This is a genomic window from Microbulbifer sp. SH-1, assembly GCF_011326135.1.
Lineage (GTDB): Bacteria > Pseudomonadota > Gammaproteobacteria > Pseudomonadales > Cellvibrionaceae > Microbulbifer > Microbulbifer harenosus.
In genome coordinates this window covers 983,334-1,005,600 of the sequence record NZ_CP046948.1, presented here as the reverse complement: position 1 = coordinate 1,005,600, position 22,267 = coordinate 983,334, and the positions used below count along the sequence as shown (strand labels likewise).

The 22,267-nt window shown below is 58.1% G+C and carries 19 protein-coding genes; 10 read left to right on the top strand and 9 right to left on the bottom strand.

Annotated elements, in window-relative coordinates:
• Positions 1 to 2: 2 nt before the first annotated feature.
• Complete coding sequence (locus tag GNX18_RS04555) at positions 3 to 338, top strand: TusE/DsrC/DsvC family sulfur relay protein (protein ID WP_166215663.1); 336 nt, start codon at positions 3 to 5, stop codon at positions 336 to 338.
• 110 nt (positions 339 to 448) lie between these two features.
• Here GNX18_RS04555 and GNX18_RS04550 read toward each other — a convergent pair whose 3' ends face one another.
• A complete protein-coding gene (locus GNX18_RS04550) occupies positions 449 to 535 on the bottom strand; it encodes a YjbQ family protein (RefSeq protein WP_166220368.1) in 87 nt (28 codons plus the stop codon).
• Between the two features lie 95 nt (positions 536 to 630).
• Complete coding sequence (locus GNX18_RS04545; RefSeq protein WP_138236225.1) at positions 631 to 1,029, bottom strand: RidA family protein; 399 nt, start codon at positions 1,027 to 1,029, stop codon at positions 631 to 633.
• Positions 1,030 to 1,226: 197 nt separating this feature from the next.
• Between GNX18_RS04545 and GNX18_RS04540 the strand changes: the two genes are divergently transcribed.
• Entirely contained in the window at positions 1,227 to 1,820 is a 594-nt protein-coding gene (locus tag GNX18_RS04540; RefSeq protein ID WP_205828061.1) for a TetR/AcrR family transcriptional regulator, read from the top strand.
• Positions 1,821 to 2,077: 257 nt separating this feature from the next.
• Here GNX18_RS04540 and GNX18_RS04535 read toward each other — a convergent pair whose 3' ends face one another.
• The 4 genes from GNX18_RS04535 to GNX18_RS04520 form a co-directional block, all read right to left on the bottom strand.
• On the bottom strand, positions 2,078 to 3,508 hold the full coding sequence (locus GNX18_RS04535) for an aldehyde dehydrogenase family protein (protein ID WP_166215661.1): 1,431 nt from the start codon (positions 3,506 to 3,508) through the stop codon (positions 2,078 to 2,080).
• Positions 3,509 to 3,585: 77 nt separating this feature from the next.
• The gene (locus tag GNX18_RS04530; protein ID WP_166215659.1) at positions 3,586 to 5,226 is read right to left on the bottom strand and encodes an acetolactate synthase large subunit; all 1,641 of its coding nucleotides are present in this window, start codon (positions 5,224 to 5,226) and stop codon (positions 3,586 to 3,588) included.
• A gap of 386 nt (positions 5,227 to 5,612) precedes the next feature.
• Positions 5,613 to 6,026, bottom strand: a complete 414-nt coding sequence (locus GNX18_RS04525) for a secondary thiamine-phosphate synthase enzyme YjbQ (protein WP_138236222.1) — start codon at positions 6,024 to 6,026, stop codon at positions 5,613 to 5,615.
• A 67-nt stretch (positions 6,027 to 6,093) separates the two neighbouring features.
• The gene (locus GNX18_RS04520) at positions 6,094 to 6,777 is read right to left on the bottom strand and encodes an MBL fold metallo-hydrolase (protein ID WP_166215657.1); all 684 of its coding nucleotides are present in this window, start codon (positions 6,775 to 6,777) and stop codon (positions 6,094 to 6,096) included.
• Between the two features lie 130 nt (positions 6,778 to 6,907).
• On the opposite strand from GNX18_RS04520, the gene soxR reads away from it, so the two are divergent.
• Positions 6,908 to 7,405, top strand: coding sequence for a redox-sensitive transcriptional activator SoxR (gene soxR, locus GNX18_RS04515; protein WP_166215655.1), 498 nt, complete (start codon positions 6,908 to 6,910; stop codon positions 7,403 to 7,405).
• Between the two features lie 91 nt (positions 7,406 to 7,496).
• The gene (trmA, locus tag GNX18_RS04510) at positions 7,497 to 8,588 is read left to right on the top strand and encodes a tRNA (uridine(54)-C5)-methyltransferase TrmA (RefSeq protein ID WP_166215653.1); all 1,092 of its coding nucleotides are present in this window, start codon (positions 7,497 to 7,499) and stop codon (positions 8,586 to 8,588) included.
• A 74-nt stretch (positions 8,589 to 8,662) separates the two neighbouring features.
• Here trmA and GNX18_RS04505 read toward each other — a convergent pair whose 3' ends face one another.
• From GNX18_RS04505 to rmuC, 3 genes are read right to left on the bottom strand one after another with little or no spacing between them, the layout of a single operon-like run.
• A complete protein-coding gene (locus GNX18_RS04505) occupies positions 8,663 to 9,127 on the bottom strand; it encodes a DUF2489 domain-containing protein (protein WP_138236217.1) in 465 nt (154 codons plus the stop codon).
• The gene (locus GNX18_RS04500) at positions 9,124 to 10,068 is read right to left on the bottom strand and encodes an AEC family transporter (RefSeq protein ID WP_138236216.1); all 945 of its coding nucleotides are present in this window, start codon (positions 10,066 to 10,068) and stop codon (positions 9,124 to 9,126) included. The genes GNX18_RS04505 and GNX18_RS04500 overlap by 4 nt, the downstream gene beginning before the upstream one ends.
• A gap of 3 nt (positions 10,069 to 10,071) precedes the next feature.
• A complete protein-coding gene (rmuC, locus tag GNX18_RS04495; protein ID WP_138236215.1) occupies positions 10,072 to 11,496 on the bottom strand; it encodes a DNA recombination protein RmuC in 1,425 nt (474 codons plus the stop codon).
• A gap of 125 nt (positions 11,497 to 11,621) precedes the next feature.
• Here rmuC and murI point away from each other — a divergent pair, with 125 nt between their 5' ends.
• From murI to GNX18_RS04465, 6 genes are all read left to right on the top strand, one after another.
• Positions 11,622 to 12,458 carry a glutamate racemase gene (gene murI, locus GNX18_RS04490; RefSeq protein WP_166215651.1) on the top strand — a complete coding sequence of 279 codons (837 nt, stop codon included), beginning with the start codon at positions 11,622 to 11,624 and terminating at the stop codon, positions 12,456 to 12,458.
• 95 nt (positions 12,459 to 12,553) lie between these two features.
• Entirely contained in the window at positions 12,554 to 15,253 is a 2,700-nt protein-coding gene (locus GNX18_RS04485) for a PD-(D/E)XK nuclease family protein (RefSeq protein WP_166215649.1), read from the top strand.
• 4 nt (positions 15,254 to 15,257) lie between these two features.
• On the top strand, positions 15,258 to 18,722 hold the full coding sequence (locus GNX18_RS04480; protein ID WP_166215647.1) for an exodeoxyribonuclease V subunit beta: 3,465 nt from the start codon (positions 15,258 to 15,260) through the stop codon (positions 18,720 to 18,722).
• A 266-nt stretch (positions 18,723 to 18,988) separates the two neighbouring features.
• Positions 18,989 to 20,062: a 3-deoxy-7-phosphoheptulonate synthase gene (locus tag GNX18_RS04475; protein ID WP_166215645.1), complete on the top strand. Its 1,074-nt coding sequence runs from the start codon at positions 18,989 to 18,991 to the stop codon at positions 20,060 to 20,062.
• Positions 20,063 to 20,317: 255 nt separating this feature from the next.
• Positions 20,318 to 21,238: a hypothetical protein gene (locus tag GNX18_RS04470; RefSeq protein WP_166215643.1), complete on the top strand. Its 921-nt coding sequence runs from the start codon at positions 20,318 to 20,320 to the stop codon at positions 21,236 to 21,238.
• A 454-nt stretch (positions 21,239 to 21,692) separates the two neighbouring features.
• Positions 21,693 to 22,157: a DUF4275 family protein gene (locus GNX18_RS04465; protein ID WP_240914230.1), complete on the top strand. Its 465-nt coding sequence runs from the start codon at positions 21,693 to 21,695 to the stop codon at positions 22,155 to 22,157.
• Positions 22,158 to 22,267: the final 110 nt, after the last annotated feature.

Below are 22,267 nucleotides of genomic sequence, written 5' to 3'. Positions count from 1 at the left end.
CTATGGAAAACCTGGTGATCGAAGGCTGCGAAATCCCACTGGATAAAGAGGGCTTTCTGCGCAACCTGAATGACTGGAACCCGCAGGTGGCGGAAGCGCTGGCTGCGCAGGAAAACATTGTTCTTACTGAAGACCACTGGGATGTGATCCGCCTGTTGCAGGATTTTTATCGGGAGTTCGAGTTGTCACCGGCGATGCGACCGTTAGTGAAATATGTCGCGCAGTACCTGGGGCCGGAGAAAGGTCGCAGTATTTTCCTGATGCAACTGTTCCCGCCAAGCCCGGCGAAAATCGGCAGCAAGATCGCGGGCTTGCCCAAGCCCACAAACTGCCTCTGAAAATCCCGAATCACAACCATTCTGTAGGAGCCTGCCCTGCAGGCGAACCTTCCCTGTTCCGAACTGTTCGCCTGCAAGGCAGGCTCCTACAACGGAATTTTTCCGACAACTCAGCTACCCACATGCACAATTACCCGCCGCTCGCCCCGGTGGTGCCGGTACTCCCACAGATAAATCCCCTGCCATGTACCGAGCATCAACTGTGTACACCACCGCCAAAATCAGGAATCACTCAACTATCTCATTGAACTTAACAATAGCCTTGTGATTGCGGAGGTTTACTTTCTAGCCCTTAATCCTTTGGCGGAATTCTGGCAATAACCTTAATCTCAAAGTCAAAACCCGCCAGCCAGCTCACACCGACAGCCGTCCAGTTTGGGTAGGGGCGAGTACTGAATACCCTTCCCTTCACTTCCATGATTGCCTCAAATTGATTTTCAGGATCTGTGTGAAAGGTTGTTACATCGATGATGTCATTTAATGTACAGCCGGCAGCCGCCAATACGGCCTTAAGGTTTTCAAAGGCCAGCTCAACCTGACGCTTAAACTCCGGCTCGGGACTGCCGTCCGAGCGGCTGCCTACCTGCCCTGATACAAACAGAAGGTCACCGGATTGAATCGCTGCTGAGTAACCATGCTCCTCGTACAGTGCGTGCCTATCTGCAGGGAAAATTGCTTTGCGTTGGGTCATGTTAAACCTCTGAATCAACAGTCAATAAGTGGGGTAGCAGCCAAGAAGCGCCTTTTTGCTTCACAAGCAAGCCCAAGTTTTGTTATACGGTGCAGTGAGGCCACCTCACATACGTCGCGTATGTAGATTATTTCGCATACGCCTCGTATGTCAATACTCAGATACGGGCCGTATGTAGTTCAAGATTGGGAGTGAGAATGAATAAACGTGCAGAAAAAATGGCAGAAAATCGGGCCAAGCTCATTTCCGCAGCCAGGAAAGCATTTGCCGAAAAAGGGTATGCAGCGGCCTCTATGGATGATTTGACCTCGACCGTGGGGTTAACCCGGGGCGCGCTTTACCATAACTTCGGCGATAAGCGCGGTTTACTGGCGGCGGTGGTCGATCAAATTGATTCAGAAATGGCCCTGTATGCGCAAAAGGCCGGCGCAGAAATCGGGGACGATTGGCAAGGGCTGCTTGCCGAAGGCACTGCCTATATTGAAATGGCTCTTGACCCAGAAATTCAACGCATCGTTTTGCTTGATGGACCAGCAGTGCTCGGTGACCCGTCCCAATGGCCCAGTCAAAACAGTTGCCTTCAGGCAACAATACAGATCGTAGAGAAGTTGATCTCCCAGGGCATCATGAAAACAGTTGACGCAGAAGCAGCTGCTCGATTGCTCAACGGCGCTGCGCTTAATGCTGCGCTTTGGGTCGCTGCCAGCCCCACCCCAGAGGAAGTTCTGCCACTTGCCGTAGAGGCCTTCCAGGCACTGGCTTCGGGGCTGCTAAATCAGCCTGCCGGATAAGAATTCCCTGTTGCGTCCCAGGAGCGTACGAGGCATTGCCGGGTTTCGGCGCCCAGCGTTAACGCCTGACATGCAAAAGCATTTCCGCCGCCCGGGGCGGTTCAGAAAGTGCTTTCCCGGCTCTCGAAGGTTATGCAGTATCGATAATCTTGTCTGACTACCTAACGCTTTGAGTGCTTGTAGTATGTCCATACAGCCTAGTGCATTGCCATGTCGATAAATTGAAATATTTATTTATCGCCGTTAATCAAAATCAATTATTGCGGGGTGCGGATAACCAGCAGCCGCTCTTCCGACATGTCGGCAATCGCCCAGCGGATACCCTCGCGACCGAGGCCCGAGTCCTTCACACCGCCGTAAGGCATATTGTCCACGCGCCAGCTCGGTACATCACCGATTACCACGCCCCCTACTTCCAATACATCCCAGGCCTTCTGCGCCCTGTATAAATCACGGGTGAATATGCCGGCCTGCAGGCCGAAGACACTGTCATTGACCTGCGACAGCACAGCATCGAAATCATCAAAAGGTTCCAGTATCGCCACCGGCCCGAAGGCCTCCTGTTCAACCACAGCACAACCTTTCGCTACGTTTTCAAGTAGCGTCGGCTCGAGCATGGAACCATCCCGATCGCCTCCGCACAGCAGCGTAGCGCCCTTCGCTACGCCTTCCTGAATCCAGTTATGCAGACGGGTGGCTTCGCCCTCGGAGATCATTGGGCCGATAAAGGTGCCCTCGTCTTTTGGATCTCCCTTTTTCAACCCGCGGGTACGCTCGACGAGTCTTTGTTTGAGTTCAGCATAGATTGACACATGGCCGTAAATGCGCTGCACACCGATACAGCTCTGTCCGGACTGGTAAAAAGCCCCAAAGATGATGCGCTCCACCGCGTCATCCAGATCGGTGCCCTCATCCACCACACAGGCAGCATTTCCGCCGAGTTCCAACACGACTTTTTTGCGCCCGGCACGCGCTTTTAAATCCCAACCCACCGCCGGTGAGCCAGTAAAGCTGAGTAGCTTGAAGCGGTCGTCGACGGTAAAGAGGTCCGCACCCTCACGGTGACAGGGCAGTACAGAAAAAGCGCCCTTGGGGAGGTCGGTTTCAGCGAGCACCTCGGCGATTATCAGCGCGCCTATCGGAGTACGGCTTGCCGGCTTGAGTACAAATGGACAGCCGGCGGCAATCGCAGGCGCCACTTTGTGGGCCGCCAGGTTGAGGGGAAAGTTGAACGGCGAAATAAATGAACAGGCCCCTATAGGCACGCGCTTGACGAACCCGCGATAGCCCTTGGCGCGCGCGGATATCTCCAGATTGATGACTTCGCCATTGATCCGCACCGATTCCTCTGCGGCGACCTTAAACGTATCGATCAGGCGCGTGACCTCGCCACGGGAATCCTTTATCGGTTTGCCCGCCTCAATGCACAGCGCCTCGGCGAGTTCCTCGAAACGTTCCTGAAAGCGCCAGACACAATGATTAAGAACCGCCTGTCGTTCATAGGGTGGCACTGCGGCCATGGGCTTTTCGGCTTTCACCGCCCAGTCGATAGCCTGGTCGATGGTTGCAGTATCTGCCATGGCCACCCGTGTGGCGACGCTGCCGGAATATTTGTCCGTGACTTCCAGGTCGGTGTTGGCGAATACCGCCTCATTGGCGAGATAGTAAGGATAAGTTTCGCGAAGCACGATTTTCTACTCCCTGGCGGACCGTCATTGTCGCTTTGGCGGGCTGGTACTCTCAGTCGTTTCCACCTGGAAACTGGCTATAACTTACGGGAAAGTTCGCGTATTTCGTTATTGAGAATACGGTCGTTGTCACTGTAGTCGACCGGCACATCGATCAGGTGTACGCCACCCTCTGTACAGCACTTCTTGATCAGCGGTTGCAACTCGGCGGCGGCACTGACCCGGTGCCCGTGGGCGCCGTAGGATTCGGCATAGGCGACAAAATCCGGGTTGCCAAAGTCGAGGCCGAAATCGTGGAATTCCATATGCGCCTGCTTCCACTTGATCATGCCGTAACCATCGTCGCGCAAAACCAGAATGATGAGGTCCTGTTTCAGGCGCACAGCCGTCTCCAGCTCCTGGGAGTTCATCATAAAACCGCCGTCGCCACAGATTGCCAGCACCCTGCGCTCCGGGTACACCAGCTTGGCCGCCATGGCCGATGGCAGGCCTGCTCCCATCGTCGCCAGCGCATTGTCCAGCAGGACGGTATTGGGCGCGTACGCCGGATAGTTACGCGCAAACCAGATTTTGTACATACCGTTGTCGAGCGCAATGATGCCGTCCTCCGGCATGACATCGCGCACTTCCTTCACCAGTCGCTGGGGGCGTATCGGAAAGCTGTCGTCACCACAACCTTCGTGAATGTGCTTCTGCAGCGCATCGCGTATGCGGTGCGCATCGGCAAAGCTCCAGTGATCCTGGGGCTCGAGTTGTTCCTTCATCTGCCACAGGCTGTTGGCGATGTCGCCAATCACTTCGATCTGCGGAAAGTAGACCGGGTCCACCCGGGCCGAATTGAAATTGACATGCACGACTTCCGGGCCGCCGGGACGCATAAAGAAAGGCGGTTTCTCCACCACGTCGTGGCCGACATTGATGATCAAGTCCGCCTGGTCGATGGCACGGTGCACGAAATCGCCGTCGGACAGGGCTGTGTTGCCGATGAAATGCGGGCCGGATTCGTCGATTACGCCTTTGCCCATCTGGGTGGTAACCGTCGGAATAGCGAGCTTGGCGACAAACTCGCGCAGCATTTTTGCGGTCAGTTTCCGGTTGGCGCCAGCACCGACCAGTAGCAGAGGCTTGCGCGCGCCGGAAATTGCTTCTACCGCCTGCCGGATGGCTTTTTCCTCGGCGATGGGCCTGCGCGTATAGCTCGGTTCGAGCACCGGCATGGTTGAATGCTCGTGCGCAATATCTTCCGGCAGTTCCAGATGCGTCGCGCCGGGACGCTCCTCCTCTGCCTGGCGAAAGGCCTCACGGACATGGGCGGGAATGTTGTCGCCACTCACGATGGTTTTCGTGAATTTGGTCAGAGGTTGCATCATGTCGACGATATCGATGATCTGAAACTGCCCCTGTTTGGAACTCTTGATCGGCTTCTGCCCGGTAACCATCACCATGGGCATCGCGCCGAGCTGCGCGTAAGCCGCCGCAGTCACCAGGTTGGTCGCCCCCGGCCCCAATGTCGACATGCAAACGCCAGAGTTGCCGGTAAGTCGACCATAGGTAGCAGCCATAAAGCCGGCCCCCTGCTCGTGGCGCGTAATGACGAGCTTGATCTTCGAACCGCGCATGGACTCCAACAGGTCGAGGTTCTCTTCCCCCGGGATGGCAAACACGTATTCGACGCCTTCCGCCTCCAGGGCTCGAACAAACAAATCAGATGCCTTCATTTACCGTTCTCTTGTAATCAGCGGACTCGTGTACGCAAAAAACCAGCGGTTGAGTGGCGCCAATTTTATTATGGTGGCGTGCCCCGATTTCACTTTGCCAAGCGCGCTAGCGAACGAATAAATACGTGAGCAATCCTGCAACGCTGGAAAGTTGCTTTGGACTCTCGAAGCTTAGGTGCTGAGAGGCCCGATTACTAACGTTGAAACTGCAATTCTCACGTCGAAATTGCCGTGTCCGTTATCAGGGTACCGCTGGGCGTGCGAATGCCGGGGGATCATACACGCCGCTACCTTCCAACAACGCAGCAGCTCTACTCGCGTATCGATATCCACCCCATTATCACTGGAAGCGAGAACCTCAACGATCTGCAGGTCGACCTGTTCGATCAGCTACTCACATGCACTATCACTCTTCGTTTACCGCGATGGTGACGGTGCTCCCACAGGTAAATCCCTTGCCAGGTTCCCAGCATCAGCTGACCACTATGTATCGGTATGGAGAGACTGCTCGCGGTAAGTGCGGCCTTGATGTGCGCAGGCATATCATCGGCGCCCTCCATGGTGTGCGTGTACAAAGGGTCATTTTCCGGCACCAGGCGATTCAACCAGTTTTCCAGATCCACCCGCGCACTGGGGTCCGCGTTCTCCTGAATCAGCAGGCTCGCCGAGGTGTGCTGGATAAACAGGGTACAAAGGCCGTCGCCAGAAAATATCTGCCCCCGCAGCCAGTGCCCCACCGCATCGGTAAATTCGTGCAGCCCCTGTCCCCGCACTGCAATTTCCAGCTGACCAATCGCCATAACACCACTCCTTTATCAGCAGCCGCACGCATCTCGGTGCCCTGTTCATATGGGGGATTGTACCGTTTCAGAATTGCGATCGGTCAACCCGCCTTCCCGCTGTGGATCCGGCCAACAGCCGGTCAAGCGCCGCGTCCACTTTTTCAGACCAGGATCCCGAGGGGATTTCCTCAAACCCGAAATCGCCCGAAAATGCACTGCCAAACACCACATCTGGATTCAATGCACGCAAGATTCGCAGACTGCTCGCCAGTATCGGGCGAACCGATTCGTCATGCACGCCGGGAATAAAGCCCGCAGTCCAGCGATATTTCCGATCCAGGAACAGGGTATCTCCGGTGAACAAGTATTTTTTGCCCGTGGGCGAATCCACCTGAAAGCAGGTACTTCCCGGGCTGTGCCCCGGCGTTGGAATCACCTCGATACCGCCAGTATGGATTTCCCGACGATCCAACAGACGATCTGGCGTGCGCACTTTCGCGTACACCTCCAACTCTGCACGGTGACCATAGAGTACCGATCCATACCGGTCGGCAATCTCATTGAGTGTTTCGCCCAGCTCATCCTGGTGGCTGAGATACTGGCGCTCCACCCCACCGAACTCCTCCAAACGGGCAATCTCATGAGAATGCCCCGTGTTGTAGAACAGCACATTTCCTTCCTCGCGCACCCACAAATAGGCATGTGTCTTCAGCCCGGGAAAAGGACTCTGCATTTCGGTTTCCCAGATATCAGATTGAACCTGCTTCATACTCGTCTCTCCATGTTTCGCCGTTTCATGCCATTTCAAGTTGGCGAGTGCAGGCTAATACTTAAAGTTAACCTTAAGTCAAGACGCAAATTCCCTAAACTTGCGCCTGTTCAACAGGGAGACCGAGCGGATGAGCACACGACAATCGGACGAACAGGACATCTACAGCGTAGAGGGGAATGCGCTGACCATCGGCCAGGTCGCCAAGCGCACTGGTGTGGCCGCCTCTGCTCTGCGCTTCTATGAGAGCGAAGGTTTGATCAGCGGCACCCGCAACGCCGGCGGCCACCGCAGATACTCGCGGGACGTGCTCCGTCGTGTCGCCATCATAAAAGCGGCGCAGCAACTGGGAATTCCCCTGGCCGAGATCCGCAAAGCGCTATCGGCGCTACCAAAGCAACAGACACCTGGCGCGAAACACTGGGCAATGCTGTCTCAACAGTGGCACAGCGACCTGAATCGCCGAATTGAGAAGCTTGTGCTGCTGCGAGATCAGCTGGGTGACTGTATTGGTTGCGGATGTCTGTCACTGACGAGCTGTCCATTACGGAATCCGGGTGACTCCGCCGCCGAGTATGGCCCGGGAGCAAGACTATTTGATCAACCCGCTTACCCGTCGCAGGCCTGAGATCAGGCTGGCCACACCAGTCTCACTTTCAAGGGCCGCATCCGCTATAATCCGCGCCCCGACAAATTTGGTTCTTTTTACGGTTAATTGAATGGCACTGCACCGCGTAAACACCGACGACTACCAGCAGCAACTGGACCAGAAGGTGACCCGCCTGCGGGAGGCCTATGCCTCTTATACCAATCTCGCCCCCGAAGTCTTCACCTCCCCGCCCAGCCACTATCGCCTGCGCGCGGAGTTCAAAATGTGGCAGGAAGGTGGCCGCGTGGACTACGCCATGTACAAACAGGGCGAGTACAAAAAACCGTTTGTGATCGAAGAATTTACTGTCGGCTCCGAGCGAATAAACGAACTGATGCCGCAGGTTCTCGACGCCATCAATCAGAGCGAGATACTGCGCAAACGGCTGTTCTGCACCGAATTCCTCACCACCCTCTCTGGCGATGCACTGATCACCCTGATCTACCACAAAAAACTGGATGAGACCTGGGAGGCAGAAGCCCGCGAACTGCAGGCACAACTTGGCGTGCCGATACTCGGCCGCTCGCGCAAGCAGAAGATTGTACTCGACCGCGATTACGTGATCGAAAAACTCGATATCGACGGCCGCACCTACCAGTACAAACAGGTGGAAGGCAGTTTCACTCAACCCAACGGCGAGATCTGCCGCGCCATGATCCAGTGGGCCAGAAGCTGTTGTGAGGGCAGCGCAGAAAGCGACATGCTCGAACTCTACTGCGGCAATGGCAACTTCACTCTCCCGCTCGCCGAGAAATTCCGCAAAGTGCTGGCGACGGAAATCTCCAAAGTGTCGGTGAATGCTGCACAGGAAAACATTGCCGCGAATGGGGTTGAGAACCTGCATATCCTGCGCCTCTCCGCCGAGGAATTCACCCAGGCCATCGACAAGGTCCGCCCCTTCCGCCGCCTGAAAGATTTTGATCTCGACAGCTATGACTTCTCAACCGTCCTGGTAGACCCACCCCGCGCCGGCCTCGACGTCGACACCTGCGCGATGATCGCGCGCTTCCCGCGTATCCTGTACATCTCCTGCAATCCGGAGACCCAGCTGGAGAACCTGGCTGAGTTAACCAAGACTCACAGCATCGAACGCTTCGCAATCTTTGATCAGTTTCCGTACACAGACCATACCGAGTCCGGCGTGTTGATGGTGAAGAGGTAATTGGCGGCTGGAGTTTTGGTTTGAACCAGACCCCGCAGAACCTGGATCCCGGATCAAGTCCGGGATGACGGGGGCTAGAATTTGCGGCCAAGGATCCGCTTGGCTGCGTCCAGCGCGAAATCGCGGTACTCGTCTTCCACGCGCGCCATTTCCTTCTCGAATGCAAACTGCTCCTTGCGCGAAAGCTTTTTCCAGTCCTGCAGAATCGGAATATGGCTGGTCTGATCCGCAACTTTGTAAAACGCCACAAACTCCTTTTTCACTGGCTCGTCCACCTGCAGTGAATCCAGCAACACGCGAATCCGCAGCGAAGCCTCGGTAAGGCCCACGCCCTCGTCCAGCAGTGTCTTGGCAATAATCTGAATACTCGTATTTACCCGATCCCGCTGCGCATCCGCCGCCGCTTCAAGTTCCGCCAACTGCTGCGCCTGCCGCTTGCGCGCCTTGCGCAGTTCCAAACAGTAGTAGGTCGCGATGGCAGACAGGGTAAAAATAATCAGTCCGGCAATTACCAGAATCCAAACCGGTACTTCGGTCATGAGAGAGACACCTTCAACAGCGCCAGCCCCAGGCTGGCAGTAACAATGGAAAACAGGGTGCTGATCGCAATGATATTGGCCGCGAGCTGGCTGTTACCGCCCAACGCGCGCGCCATGATGAACGACGCCGAGGCCGTCGGTGCTGCGGCCAGCAGAAACAGAATCGCCATCGGCTGCTCATCCAGTCCAAACAACCAGCCAAATGCGAGCAGTACCAGCGGCACGATCAACAATTTAAAACCGCTCGCCGCAAACGCACCGAAGGAGCTGCGCTTCAGCATACTCAGATCGAGGCTCGCGCCGATGCAAAGCAGGGCCAGCGGCAGCGTCACCGACGCCAGATAATCTCCGGTCTGCACGATCATTGCCGGCAACTTCAGCCCCACCGCCTTGGCAATGAGCGCTGCCACAATGGCGAGAATCAGCGGGTTACGGCTGATATCCTTGCCGAGTTTGACCCAGCTGAATTTCGCCTTCTGACTGTAAACCGCAAACAGCGCCACCGCGGCGATGTTGTAGAAAATGGTGATCACCGCCATCAGCAGCGCCGCTTGCGCCAGGCCGTGCGGTCCATAGGCATTCGCCGCCCAGGCGAGACCAATAATGCCGAGATTGCCGCGAAACGCCCCCTGGATAAACGCACTGCGATCGCCAAACGCGAACGGGCGCGCCGCCAGCCACGCCAGTGGTACGGTGAGTACGGTACCGATAAGGCCCGCGGCCAACAGCGGCCATTCGTCGCCGAGGTGGGCGTCGGAGCCAAATATATTGAAAAACAGCAGCGCCGGCAGCGTGACCAGAAACACCAGTTTCGAGGCGTCGTCGACGAAACTCTCGCTCAGCAGGCCCACCCGCGCGAGCCCATACCCCACCAGCAGGGTCAGGAAAATCGGCGCAGTAACCGAGAGCGCAAACGTAAAGGTGTCCAGTACGGCGTTCAAGATTTATTCCGCTTCGCTCTCTTCGGTACGTTCTTCTTCCGACAACTCTTCATCCAGCAGCTCATCGTCGGCGTCGTACGCCAAAGCCGGCAACCGGTGCTCATCCTCCGCTTTTTCCCGCAGGTCCGCGGCGATTTGCTTGCGGGTTTTCGCCCCCAGCTTGCGCAGGCTGTCGATCCGTTTCACCGCATTGCCGCGGCCGGTGGCCAAGCGCTTGTACGTCTCCTGATAGGCCTCATCCGCCTGGCGGATACGGCTGCCCAGTGCATCCAGGGATTCCAGTACCAGCGCGAACTGGTCGTGCAGCTTGCCCGCCTCCGCGGCGATTTTTTCCGCATTTTTGTTCTGTTTTTCGTAGCGCCAGATATTTTCCACCGTACGCAATGTCGCCATCAGGCTCGTGGGGCTCACCAGCACGATCTGGCGCTCATAGGCAAAGCGGAACAACTCCGGGTCCGCCTGCATCGCCAGCATGTAAGCGGCCTCGATGGGCACGAAAATGAATACGAAATCCAGGGTGCGCACACCTTCCAGCTGCTCATAGGCTTTCTTGTTCAGACCGGTGATGTGCGCGCGCAGGGAATTTACATGCTGTTTCAGCGCCTGGCTGCGCTCCTCGTCGGTCTCGGCGGAGGCGTAGCGCTCGTAGTCCACCAGGGAGACTTTGGAGTCGATGATCAGATCCTTGTGCTCCGGCAGGCGCACGATCACGTCGGGCTGGCGACGGCGGCCGTCGCTGGTAAAGGTCACCTGGGTCTCGTACTCGCGGCCTTTCTGCAGTCCGGATTCCTCCAGCAGCCGCTCCAGCACGACCTCGCCCCAGTTGCCCTGGATCTTGCGGTCGCCCTTGAGCGCGGAGGTAAGGTTCAGGGCCTCGTCGCTGATGCGCTGAGTCTGCTCGCGCAGCGCCTTGATTTGACCGAGCAGGCTGTTGCGCTCGGCATTCTCGCGGTCGTAGACGTGCTCCACACGCTTGCGGAAGTCGCCCAGCTGGCGCTCCAGCGGGTCGAGGCTCTTGCGCAGGCTGTCTTCGCTGCGGCGCACAAACGCCTGTTGCTTTTCTTCAAAAATACGGTTGGCGAGGTTTTCGAACTGCTGAGTCATGGCTGCGCGGGTCTGTTCCAGCTGCTGCTTCTGCTCTGCCAGCGCCGCCTCGCCCTTCTCCACCAGAACCTGGTATCGCGCCAGCTGCTGGGATTTGGAAGAGAGTTCCTCCCGCAGCTGCTGGATTTCAGTATCCTGCCGGGCCTCGCGCTCCAGCGCACTCGCCAGCTGCGACGCGCTGACCTGGCGCTCCGCCTCCAGTGACCGGACCCTGGCAACCAGACGCGCCCGGCCCGCCCACCCTGCCAGTACCACCAGGATCAGTACGGCGACAGCGGCCAACACGGCCTGTTCAAGGGATAATTCCAAGGGAAACCAGGTCATAAAAATTCACTTAAACTTACAGAGACCACCAAAAATCTTACGACTTTTAGTGATCTCTTATTACAAATCGCGGGCTGAGTTATCCTTGGCCCCGCAACAAACCGTTACGGGAGACAGGTTTTTACATGCCAACAGGAAGCGGCCATTCTAACAAGGCCCCCAGTGCATTGATATTCGATTCCGGGGTGGGCGCCATTAGCATCGCCCGCGAGGTGCGCCGCCAGATTCCCGGTCTCACCCTGCATTTCGGCATCGACAACGGTTTCTATCCCTATGGCACCAAGACCGAAGAGGAGCTGCGCCCGCGCATCGTCGACACAGCCTCCGGCATGATGGCCGCGTGCGGCGCCGACATTCTTGTGGTGGGCTGCAACACCGCCAGTACCCTCGCCCTGCCGCCACTGCGGGAAGCCCTCAGCCAGCCGGTGGTGGGCGTGGTGCCAGCCATCAAACCCGCCGCCGCCGCCAGCGCCACCGGCACCATCGCGCTGATTGCCACCGAGGGCACCGTAAACCGCCGCTACACCCGCGAGCTGATCGAGCAGTTCGCCAACGGTGCACACGTCATCAATGTCCCGGCGCCGGAACTGGTTGGTCTCGCAGAGGCCAAGTTGCGCGGGGAAGCAGTCACCAGCACAGACCTGATCCCGGTGATTGAGCGGATATTCTCTGTCCCCAATGGCAATCTGGTGGATACTGCAGTGCTCGCCTGTACCCACTTCCCCCTGCTGAAAGAAGAGCTCGCCAAGGCCGCCCCGCGACCGGTGAACTGGCTCGATTCCGGTGACGCCATCGCCCGCCGCGTGCGCTGGCTGCTTGATGAACTGAAACTGGAACTCCCGCAAACGCCGGGCGTCAGCCAACTGCTCACCAGCAGCGATGACAACCGCGAGCAGATTGAGCGCGCCTTTGCCGAGTTTTCCCCCAGTTACCTCGGCGCCGGCATCCCAATCAAAGCCTGAGCCGGTTAGACTGTAACCCGCCTTGCGGCGCCGCCCACACAGCCGGGCAGCGCCTGTATCTTGTCGATAATTAAAACCACAGCGCCACAGACCCCATGCTGCAACCCGCATTTCCGTTCAAGCAGATCCTCGACCAGTTGCCCGAGGGCGGCCTGCTGCTCACACCAACCAACCGCTTGCGCAACCGCTGCCAGCAGGTGTACGGCACCTGGCAACAGGCCAACAAGAACTGGGCACCGCCCGCGGTGGAATCGTTGCAGGGCTGGCTCGACAAGCTGTGGTTCCAGTTGCAGCAGCGCCAGTGGCAGCCCGCCATGTGCCGGGTTCTGAACCGGGAACAGCGGCAGCTTCTGTGGCAAGGCTGCGTGGAAGACAGCCTGGACAAGGGACTGATCAACACACAGCAGCTCGCTGCCAACTGCGACACCGCGCTGGCGCAGCTGATCCAATGGCGATTGCTGGACAACCTGGACCAGGCCGACTCCGCCCTCGCCCGCCACTGGGAAAAAACCGGCCTGCAGCCGGCGGACTATCCACTGTTCGCCGTACTACCGAAATTCCACCAGCAACTGCGCGCGCACAACGCCATCACCCAGGACCAGCGAGACCTGCTGATCGCGCGCGCGTTTGGCGAAGGCGTACTGGAAGAGCTGCCACAGCTCGCACTCGCCGGCTTCGTACAGAATTCCCCGCTGACCGAGCATATTTTTTCCTGCGCCGCACAACGGATTGAATCCTTTACTATCCCGGAAAAAACGCAAAGCGCGCTACAGGTAGCCCGCTGCCACAACCTGGAAGACGAACTCACCCAGGCTGCGCGCTGGGCCGCGGAAAAGCTGCAACAGAACCCGGATACCAGCATCGGCATCGTCGTGAACAACCTCGGCCAGTGCCGTCCTCAGGTAGAACAGATTTTTGCCCGTGTACTGGAGCCCCAGTGGCTCGATCCCACACAGCCCGCTTACACATTGCCGTTCAACTTCTCTGCCGGTACTCCACTGGCGAAAACACCCGTGGGCGCGGCTACCCTGCAGCTGCTGGAAACACTGCGGGACAAGTTCGATTACAGCCAGCTGCGCAACCTCTTGTTCTCGCCATTCTGGGGCGACAACAGCGCGCCGGAACAACACCTGCGCAGCGCCCTGTTTCGCCGCCTGCAAAAACTCGAACTGCAGGAAGTTCCCGGCAACATCCTGCGCAACTGGGCCGAGAAACTCGCCCAGGAGCTCGCGCCGGAAAGCCCGCTGCCCGCGCAACTGAACCAGCTGGGCGACTGGGCCCGCCGCTGGCAGCGCGCACCGGCAGAAATCTGGGCACAGCGATTTTCCGAACTGCTGACCAGACTCGGCTGGCCCGGACAGCGCAACCCGGACAGCCAGGAATACCAGCAGCTGGTACTGTGGGAACAGGCCCTGGAGAACTTCGCCGGCCTTAGTGAATTCACCGGCGCCCTGCCGCTGGCCAAAGCACTGCAGCTGCTGCGCCAGATCGCCAGCCGCACGCCGTTCCAGGCAGAAACCCGCGATGGCCCCCTGCAGATACTCGGCGTACTGGAAGCCGGCGGTCTCGCTTTCAACCATATCCGCCTAGTTGGCTTCGGCCAGCAGCAGTGGCCCACGCCACCGTCACCGAATCCCATGCTGCCAGTGCTGTGGCAAAAAGAGTGGAAAATGCCCCGCGCCAGCGCCGAGCGCGAACTGGAACTGGCCCGCCAGCTCACCCGCGACCTGCTGAACGCCAGCGACGATATCGTCGTCAGCTATGCCAGTGAGGAAGACGGCGTGGGCCAGATGTTGAGCGCGCTGTTCGACAGCAACGGCGAAGCGCAGGTACAGAACAGCGATGCACTTTCGCACCTGTACCAAACACTCACCGACGCCCCCGAACTCGAGCACATCACCGACACCACCCTGCCACCGCTCAGCCCCGAGGACTGCGCCCAGGTGCGAGGCGGCGCCGGCGTGCTCAAAGCCCAGGCCCTGTGCCCGCAGAATGCCCAACTGCGCTACCGCCTGGGAGCGGAAGCCTTTTCAGAACCCGCCCTTGGTCTCAGCGCCGCCGAGCGCGGCAACCTGATCCACGAAATGCTCGCCGCCTTCTGGCTGCAGTGCAAAAGCTCGCAACAGCTCGCCGCCATGGCCACCGTACAGCGCGACCTGCAGATTACGTCCGCCATCGACACTGCCATCGCCAAACTCAAGCGCAAGCACCCGGAACTGCCGGAAGCCTTTTGGCAGCTGGAACAGATCCGCCTGCGCGACATCTTCGAGCAGTGGCTGCCACTGGAACAGACGCGCCCCGAATTCACCGTCTCCCAGGTGGAATCCGAACTCACCGTCACCCTGCAGGGCCTCACCTTCACCCTGCGCCTCGACCGCATGGATACGCTGATAGAAGGCGAGGAACTGGTGATCGACTACAAAACCGGCCAGACCTCCGTGGCCGACTGGCTGCAACCGCGCGTGCGCGAACCGCAGCTCCCGCTCTACGCCCTGTTCCAGCCCCAGGCCAAAGCCATCGCGTTCGGCGTTGTCAGAAATGGCGATTGCAAATACCAAGGCTGCGGTGAATTAGCGGATCAGATCAGCGGGATAAGAACCGTCGCCGATAGCCAAAAAGACAAAGATCCCGAAATCATCCAGTGGGACCAGCTAAAACAACACTGGCAACAGGCCCTGGAAGGCCTCGCCGAAGAATACAAAACCGGCCATGCCGCCCTCATCTTCGACCGCGCGGCAGACAATGAAAACCAGAAAGCGCTCTGGCCCCTGAACCGCTGGCCGGAGAGGCAGTAACACCATGACCACCCACATACCCGTAGACGCCAGCGAACGCGAACAGGCGCTGGATATCACACAGAGCTTTGCCGTTTCCGCCCCCGCCGGTTCCGGCAAAACCGGCCTGCTCACCCAGCGCCTGCTTAAACTGCTGGCGGCCTGCCAGCAACCGGAAGAAGTGCTCGCGATTACCTTTACCCGCAAGGCCGCCGGTGAAATGCGCGAGCGTTTGCTGCACGCGCTGCTCGACGCCCGCGACAATCCCGAACCGGAAAACCCGCACGCAAAAATCACCTGGCAGCTGGCCAGCAACCTGCTCGCCCACGACGAAAAGCACCAGTGGCACCTGCTGCAGAGCCCACAGCGCCTGCGCATCCAGACCATCGACGGCCTGTGCCGCAATATCGCCAGCCAGCTGCCCATCGACAGCGGCCTCGGCGCCCCCGGCGAACCGCTGGAACAGCCGGCCATCGCCTATCAAAAGGCCATCGCCAATCTGCTGAAAAAACTGGAAAAGGAGCAACCGGACCAAGACCTCAGCCGCCTGCTGCTGCATCTGGACAACAACCTGCCAGAAGTCACCGACCTGCTGCAGACCCTGCTGGAAAAACGCGAGCAGTGGCTGGAACCCCTGCTGTCGGTACACCGCGAAGAAGCCGAAGACTATTTCCCCTTCGTCATCCGTGAATTGATCGAGGATCAGCTGGGGCAATTCCAAACGGCACTTGGCACCTTCGCCGGCGAACTGCTGGATCTCGCCGACTACGCTGGCAGCAATCTGCAGAAAGAAAAACCAGACCACATCATCAGCAGCCTCGCCGGCATCACCGAACTGCCGCCGTGCAACGACCAGGGGCTGCCCCAGTGGCTGGCGCTGGCGGATCTGCTGGTGACCGGCACCGGTACCTGGCGCAAGTCCGTCACCAAAACCACGGGATTCCCCGCTGCGGATAAAAAATCCCCGGACCCGGAGCGCGCCAAGGCACAAAAAGAGCGTATCACCACACTGCTGGAAGCGCTGGCAGACAACGATGAACTGCTGAACATCATTGCCGAAGTACGTACCCTGCCCGCGGGCATGGACGAGAGCCAGTGGCAGATACTGCGCGCCATGGCGCGGGTGTTGCCGCTGCTGGTAGCGGAACTGAAGCTCGTGTTCCAACAGCTCGGCAGCACCGACTTTACCGAAGTAGCCCAGGCCGCACTGGTGGCACTGGGAGACAGCGAAGCCCCCACGGATGTAGCGCTGAAACTCGACGTGCAGATCCGCCACATTCTTGTCGACGAATTCCAGGACACCTCGCAGCTGCAGTTGGAACTGCTGCAGAAACTCACCGCCGGCTGGGAGCCGGACGACGGACGCAGCCTGTTTATCGTCGGCGACGGCATGCAGTCCTGTTACGGCTTCCGCAATGCCAACGTGGGTATCTTCCTCGACGCTCGCAACGAGGGCATCGGTGAACTGCCGCTCACCCCGCTCAACCTGCAGGTAAACTTCCGCTCCAGCAATGCAGTGGTGGACTGGGTCAACCGCACCTTCCTCAAAGCCTTCCCGCCCCGCGACAACATCAGCCGCGGCGCCGTGCGCTATCTGGATTCCGTCGCCTTCAAACCGCAACAATGGGAAGGCGCGCCGGTGTCTTTCTACGGTTGCGTGGACGACGAGGAGCGCCTGAAAGAAGCCGAGCAGTGCGTGGAGATTATCCAGCAGCTGCAAGCGAAGGCGCCGGAAGACAACATCGCCATCCTGGTGCGCAACAAGAAACACCTGCAACAGATACTGCCCGCCCTAACCCGCGCCGGCATCGCCTACCAGGCCCAGGACCTGGCACCGCTCGCGAGTAAAATGGTAGTACTGGATCTGCTCAGCCTGACCCGCGCATTACAGGACCCCAGCGACCGCATCAGCTGGCTCGCCATACTGCGCGCCCCCTGGTGCGGTCTGGCGCTGCCGGACCTCTACGCCGTAGCCAATCACAATCCAGGTGAACACGGCCCGCGCGATCCGCGCGTGCCACCAATCCTGAACACCCTCGCCACGCTCGAAGAAATCCGGGGCATCAGCGACGAAGGTCGCAACCGCCTGCAAAAAACCGCCGCACTGATTCTGCACAGCTGGCAGCAACGCGGCCGCAAACCGCTGCGCGTGTGGGTGGAAGGCCTGTGGCTCGCCCTCGGCGGCCCCGCCACCGTGGCGGACAAACGGGAGCTCAGCAACGCCGCAGACTTTTTTCAGCTGCTGGAAAAATACGACGGCGGCGGCAGCATTACCGACTGGTCTGCGTTCGAACTGGCGCTGCAGCAGCTGTTCGCCCGCCCCGCGCAGGAAGCCCGCGTACAGGTGATGACCATCCACAAATCCAAGGGCCTGGAGTTTGAGCATGTGCTGATTCCCGGATTGGATAAAACCGGCGGCGCCGGCGGCAGCGACCAGCTGCTGCGCTGGTGCACCTGGCTCAACAGCGATGTGGAAAACCGCTTCCTGCTCGCACCAAAAAGTCCGCGCAGCGGCAAAGACCCGCTTTACGCCTACGTGAAACACGACAACAGCGAGCGCGAGCGGCTCGAAGGCACGCGCCTGCTGTATGTGGGCTGCACCCGCGCCATTCACAGCCTGCACCTGCTGGCCTGCGTGAAGTCGTCAGACAAAAAGAACGAGGACTTCAAGGCCCCCAGCGCCGCCTCACTGCTGGCAAGCATCTGGCCCGCGCTTTCAACCGACACGGACTGGTGCCACTGGCTCAGCGCCGATGAATTGGTGACGAACACCGAACACACGGGGCAGAGTTACCTGTTGCGCGTGGCGCAAAACTGGCAGGCACCACCGCTGCCCCGCGGGGAGTACCTCGCCCGCTACCGCATGGGGAACAACCAGCGCGGAGAAGAGGAGGAAATCAACCTGCCGGACCTAGGCCTTGTGCACCAGCGCTGGTTCCGCCACGCCGGTACCGTCGCGCACGAGACGTTCGCGACGCTCACAGAATCCCCCCAACGCCTTGCAGCCGCACCAGAACAACTCATACAAGAACTGCGTCCACTGTGGCAACTGCGCCTCAGCCAGCTTGGCCTTAACGGCGGCAGCCTGGAAAAAGCCCAGGAAAAAGTCGAACAGGCGGTACTGCGCACCCTGCACTGCGAAACCGGCCGCTGGCTGCTGGACGCGAGCCACCGGGCGTCCGCCGCAGAGCTGGAACTCCACAGTGGCGGTCGCGAACTACGACGCAACATCGTCGACCGCACCTTTATTGAAAGAAATGGCGTCGAAGGGAATGGCGACGGCGGAGGCACCCGCTGGATTATCGACTACAAAACCGCCGAACCCGCCAATGGTGAAACCGTGGAAGCGTTTATCGAGGCCCAGCTCGAGAAATACCGTCGACAGCTCGACGGCTACCGCCGCCTGTTCTACCAGCGCGGCGAACGCAATATCCGCTGCGCGCTGTACTTCCCCCTGCTCCAACAGCTCGCCGAACTACCGGCGGAGTAGCAAAAGACCCCAACGTGCGGGATGGAGCGCCGAGTGCGCCCATCCTACAATCCGCCATACACATCAATCGTTAAGCAAAACTATCCCATCAATCAGCAAGAAAACCGGACATCAGTTACGATAGAAGCCACCAAAGGTGACACTTAAAACTGTTTCAAATGAAACCCTAGCCCTACCCCTAGTCACTGGTTAGCATAACTGCCCCGCGGTGCGCATGCCGCGGGCAAGGAAGACGATCCCATTCAGCAAGTAGTGACAGAAATACCATGACCACGCAGCAGTTCGACGATTTAAATGTCCTCTCCCAGGACATCCTCATCACCCCGCAGGCACTCAAAGCGGAACTGCCCGTCAGCGACACCGCTGAAACCACCGTGGCCGCCGGCCGCGCCGCAGTTCGCAATATTCTCGACCGCAAAGACCACCGTTTGATGGTGGTTATCGGCCCCTGCTCCGTTCACGATGTCGATGCGGCCATGGATTATGCCCACCGTCTCAAGGCGGTAGCAGACCAGGTCTCCGACACCCTGCTGATCGTCATGCGCGTGTATTTTGAAAAGCCCCGTACCACCGTGGGCTGGAAAGGCCTGATCAACGACCCGCACCTGGACGACTCGTTCAAGATCGAAGAGGGTCTGCACATCGGCCGCAAACTGCTGCTGGATATTGCCGAGCTGGGCCTGCCCACCTCCACCGAGGCGCTGGACCCGATTTCTCCCCAGTACCTGCAGGACCTGATCTCCTGGTCCGCCATCGGCGCGCGTACCACCGAATCGCAGACCCACCGGGAAATGGCCAGCGGCCTCTCCTCCGCCGTGGGCTTCAAGAACGGCACCGACGGCAGCCTGGAAGTGGCCATTAACGCCCTGCAGTCCACCGCCAACCCCCACCGCTTCCTCGGCATCAATAAAGAAGGCCAGGTCGCCATCATCCACACCGCCGGCAACAAATACGGCCACGTGGTACTGCGCGGCGGCAACGACAAGCCCAACTACGACTCCGTCAGCGTCGCCGTGTGCGAAAAAGAACTGGAGAAAGCCGGCCTGATCCCCAACATCATGGTCGACTGCAGCCACGCCAACTCCAACAAAAACCACGAGCTGCAGCCGCTGGTAGTGGACAACGTCATCCACCAGATCCTCGACGGCAATAAATCCATCATCGGCATCATGGTGGAAAGCAACATCAAAGCCGGCAACCAGAAGATCAACAAAGACCGCAGCCAGATGGAATACGGCGTATCCGTAACCGACAAATGCATCGACTGGGAAACCACCGAATCCCTGCTGCTGAACATGGCCGAACAACTGCGCGGCCCACTAAAAGCGCGCAAAGGCTAAAATCAGCCCCGCCAAAACCCAAAAAAGCCGGCATCGCCGGCTTTTTTTACGCATAAACACTTCCAACCCCCGTCATTCCCGCGAAAGCGACATTCCAGTTCCAACCCCGTCATTCCCGCGAAAGCGGGAATCCAGCCCCCCCGAAGCACCGGCCTTACCAATAAAGGACGACAAGGAATGAACTTTCCTCCCCACCCCTATAAAATTGACGACCTAACAGCGCCAGCTGCAGACGAGAATAAAGAGGTAAACTCCATGGAAAACAACAACACATCCTTCACCAGAGCCGAAGAAAGCGGCAACGTATGGCTCTCCCAGGAAAACGCGCGCAACACCGGCCTGACCGATTACGGTATTACCCCCACCGTACTCGACTCAGAAGCAGAAGTCGGCCAAGCCATGCTGAATGAACTGTTCGAAACCGCCAGAGCAAAAACCGGCGATATCAATATTGCCCTCCTCGGCGGCCGCGGCGCCCAGGCCCTGCACCGCCTGCTGGGCGAACTGGCCAAAACCTCACAATACGACGAACTGCTCGACCGCCTGAACGTATTCACCCAGGACGCCCTCGCCCCCATGAGCATGGACAACGGCTTCAGCTTCGTGCGCGACTTCGAGCGCATCCTCGGCCCCGACTTCTTCAAAAAGATCAAAAGTTTTACACCCATGCAGACCGACACCGCCGACCTGGAAGCCGGACTGATCGCCTACCTGAACAAACTGGAATCCCTCGGCGGCCTGGATATCTTCTTCATCGGCCACGGCCCGGAAGAAAACGAGGCCTCGCACCTCGCCTACATCAAGCCCTACTCCGGCGCCAAGAGCCATCATGTGGCCGGCGTAATCCCGATTTCCAGCAGCATCCTCGAACACCACATCAGCAAATTCAAAGCCGGCGGCAGCGCAGTGAGTGAACAGAATGAAGCCGAATGCCGCGCAGCCCAGTACATTCTCACCCTGGGTCCGGCGGCGATATTACAGGCGAAGAAAGTGGTGCAATCCGTAGTCGATGCGGACTCCGCGCCGGCCAAGGTGCAGACGTATGCGAATGTGCTGAATACGCGTTTGAGTGCAGATAGTGAGGAAGCCCTGCAGCAGTTGAATGCGAATCCGGGGTTGTGGATCAGGCTGCACCCCAATACCAAGTCATTTGTATTGCCAAATTTGGGACTGTAATAACCACGGCATCAACTCACCTATAACCCAAAAGGGCTAATTAAATTTTAATCGAGCGTATTAAATTTCGCTCAAGCTAAAAGGGTCGGCACTGCCGACCCTTTTTTATTCACCAACTAAAGACGTAAATCAACATACGGGCTGACACCGAATACAAAGAAGGTTATAAAGACAGCAGAAAAACGGTCACCGCGCCCACTATCTCGGGCAAATCTCGATGGGGTGGATAATCCTACAGAAAAACAACGAGTTACGTCCGGCCAATGTTTGGCGTATATAAGGCATGGGGACCATTTTGCAGATTCAAATGCAGGCACCGAAATATCGCACAAAGCCCGTCTCGCATGTGGCTGAGAGACTTCAGATCAATTTTCAACCAAGCGATAGTGATCGTGAGAAATACGTTGAGAATGACCACTATATAACTGTTAGGCGGCACAACTAAGGAATTTTCGTGAGAGACGATGAAATAGAACCCGGGAGAGTTCTTAAAATATTCGATAATGCAGAGTCAAAAGACATTGAGCGAAAATGGATGGGTACTTTCTGCAAGAATAAGCAAGGATTCAATACCAAGCATTATAAATGGCACATATTCAGCGGCGGCGCCTATCCTTCAGTTGAGGGTGAGGATGCTCAGAAGGAATATGAACGTCATGTGTCTGCAAGGTACATAGTCATGTCAAATGATGGTGGCCCTGCTATCTTGACAGAATTGAGACCAACGAACCTCAATTATTATGATGCCTACGTATTTCCAGAAAACATGGCATGGACCATGGCATTCACTCATGAAGAAGGTTGGCTGGGCCCATACTTTGCAAAGCATCCGAGTTATTCCACTTTAGAAAAAGAGAATGAGGCACATCGGCAGAAATTAGAGCAAGTAGAAATTGCCAAGAAGAAAGGTTGGATGTAAGTGCGAGAATCGCGCCTAACAAAGCCGGGCAATTTGCTCCAGGCCTTCGGCCCTCCGCGGGACAGCTTACCTTGTGCGCGTTTTGCGCAGGTCGCTGCGCTCCCATTTTC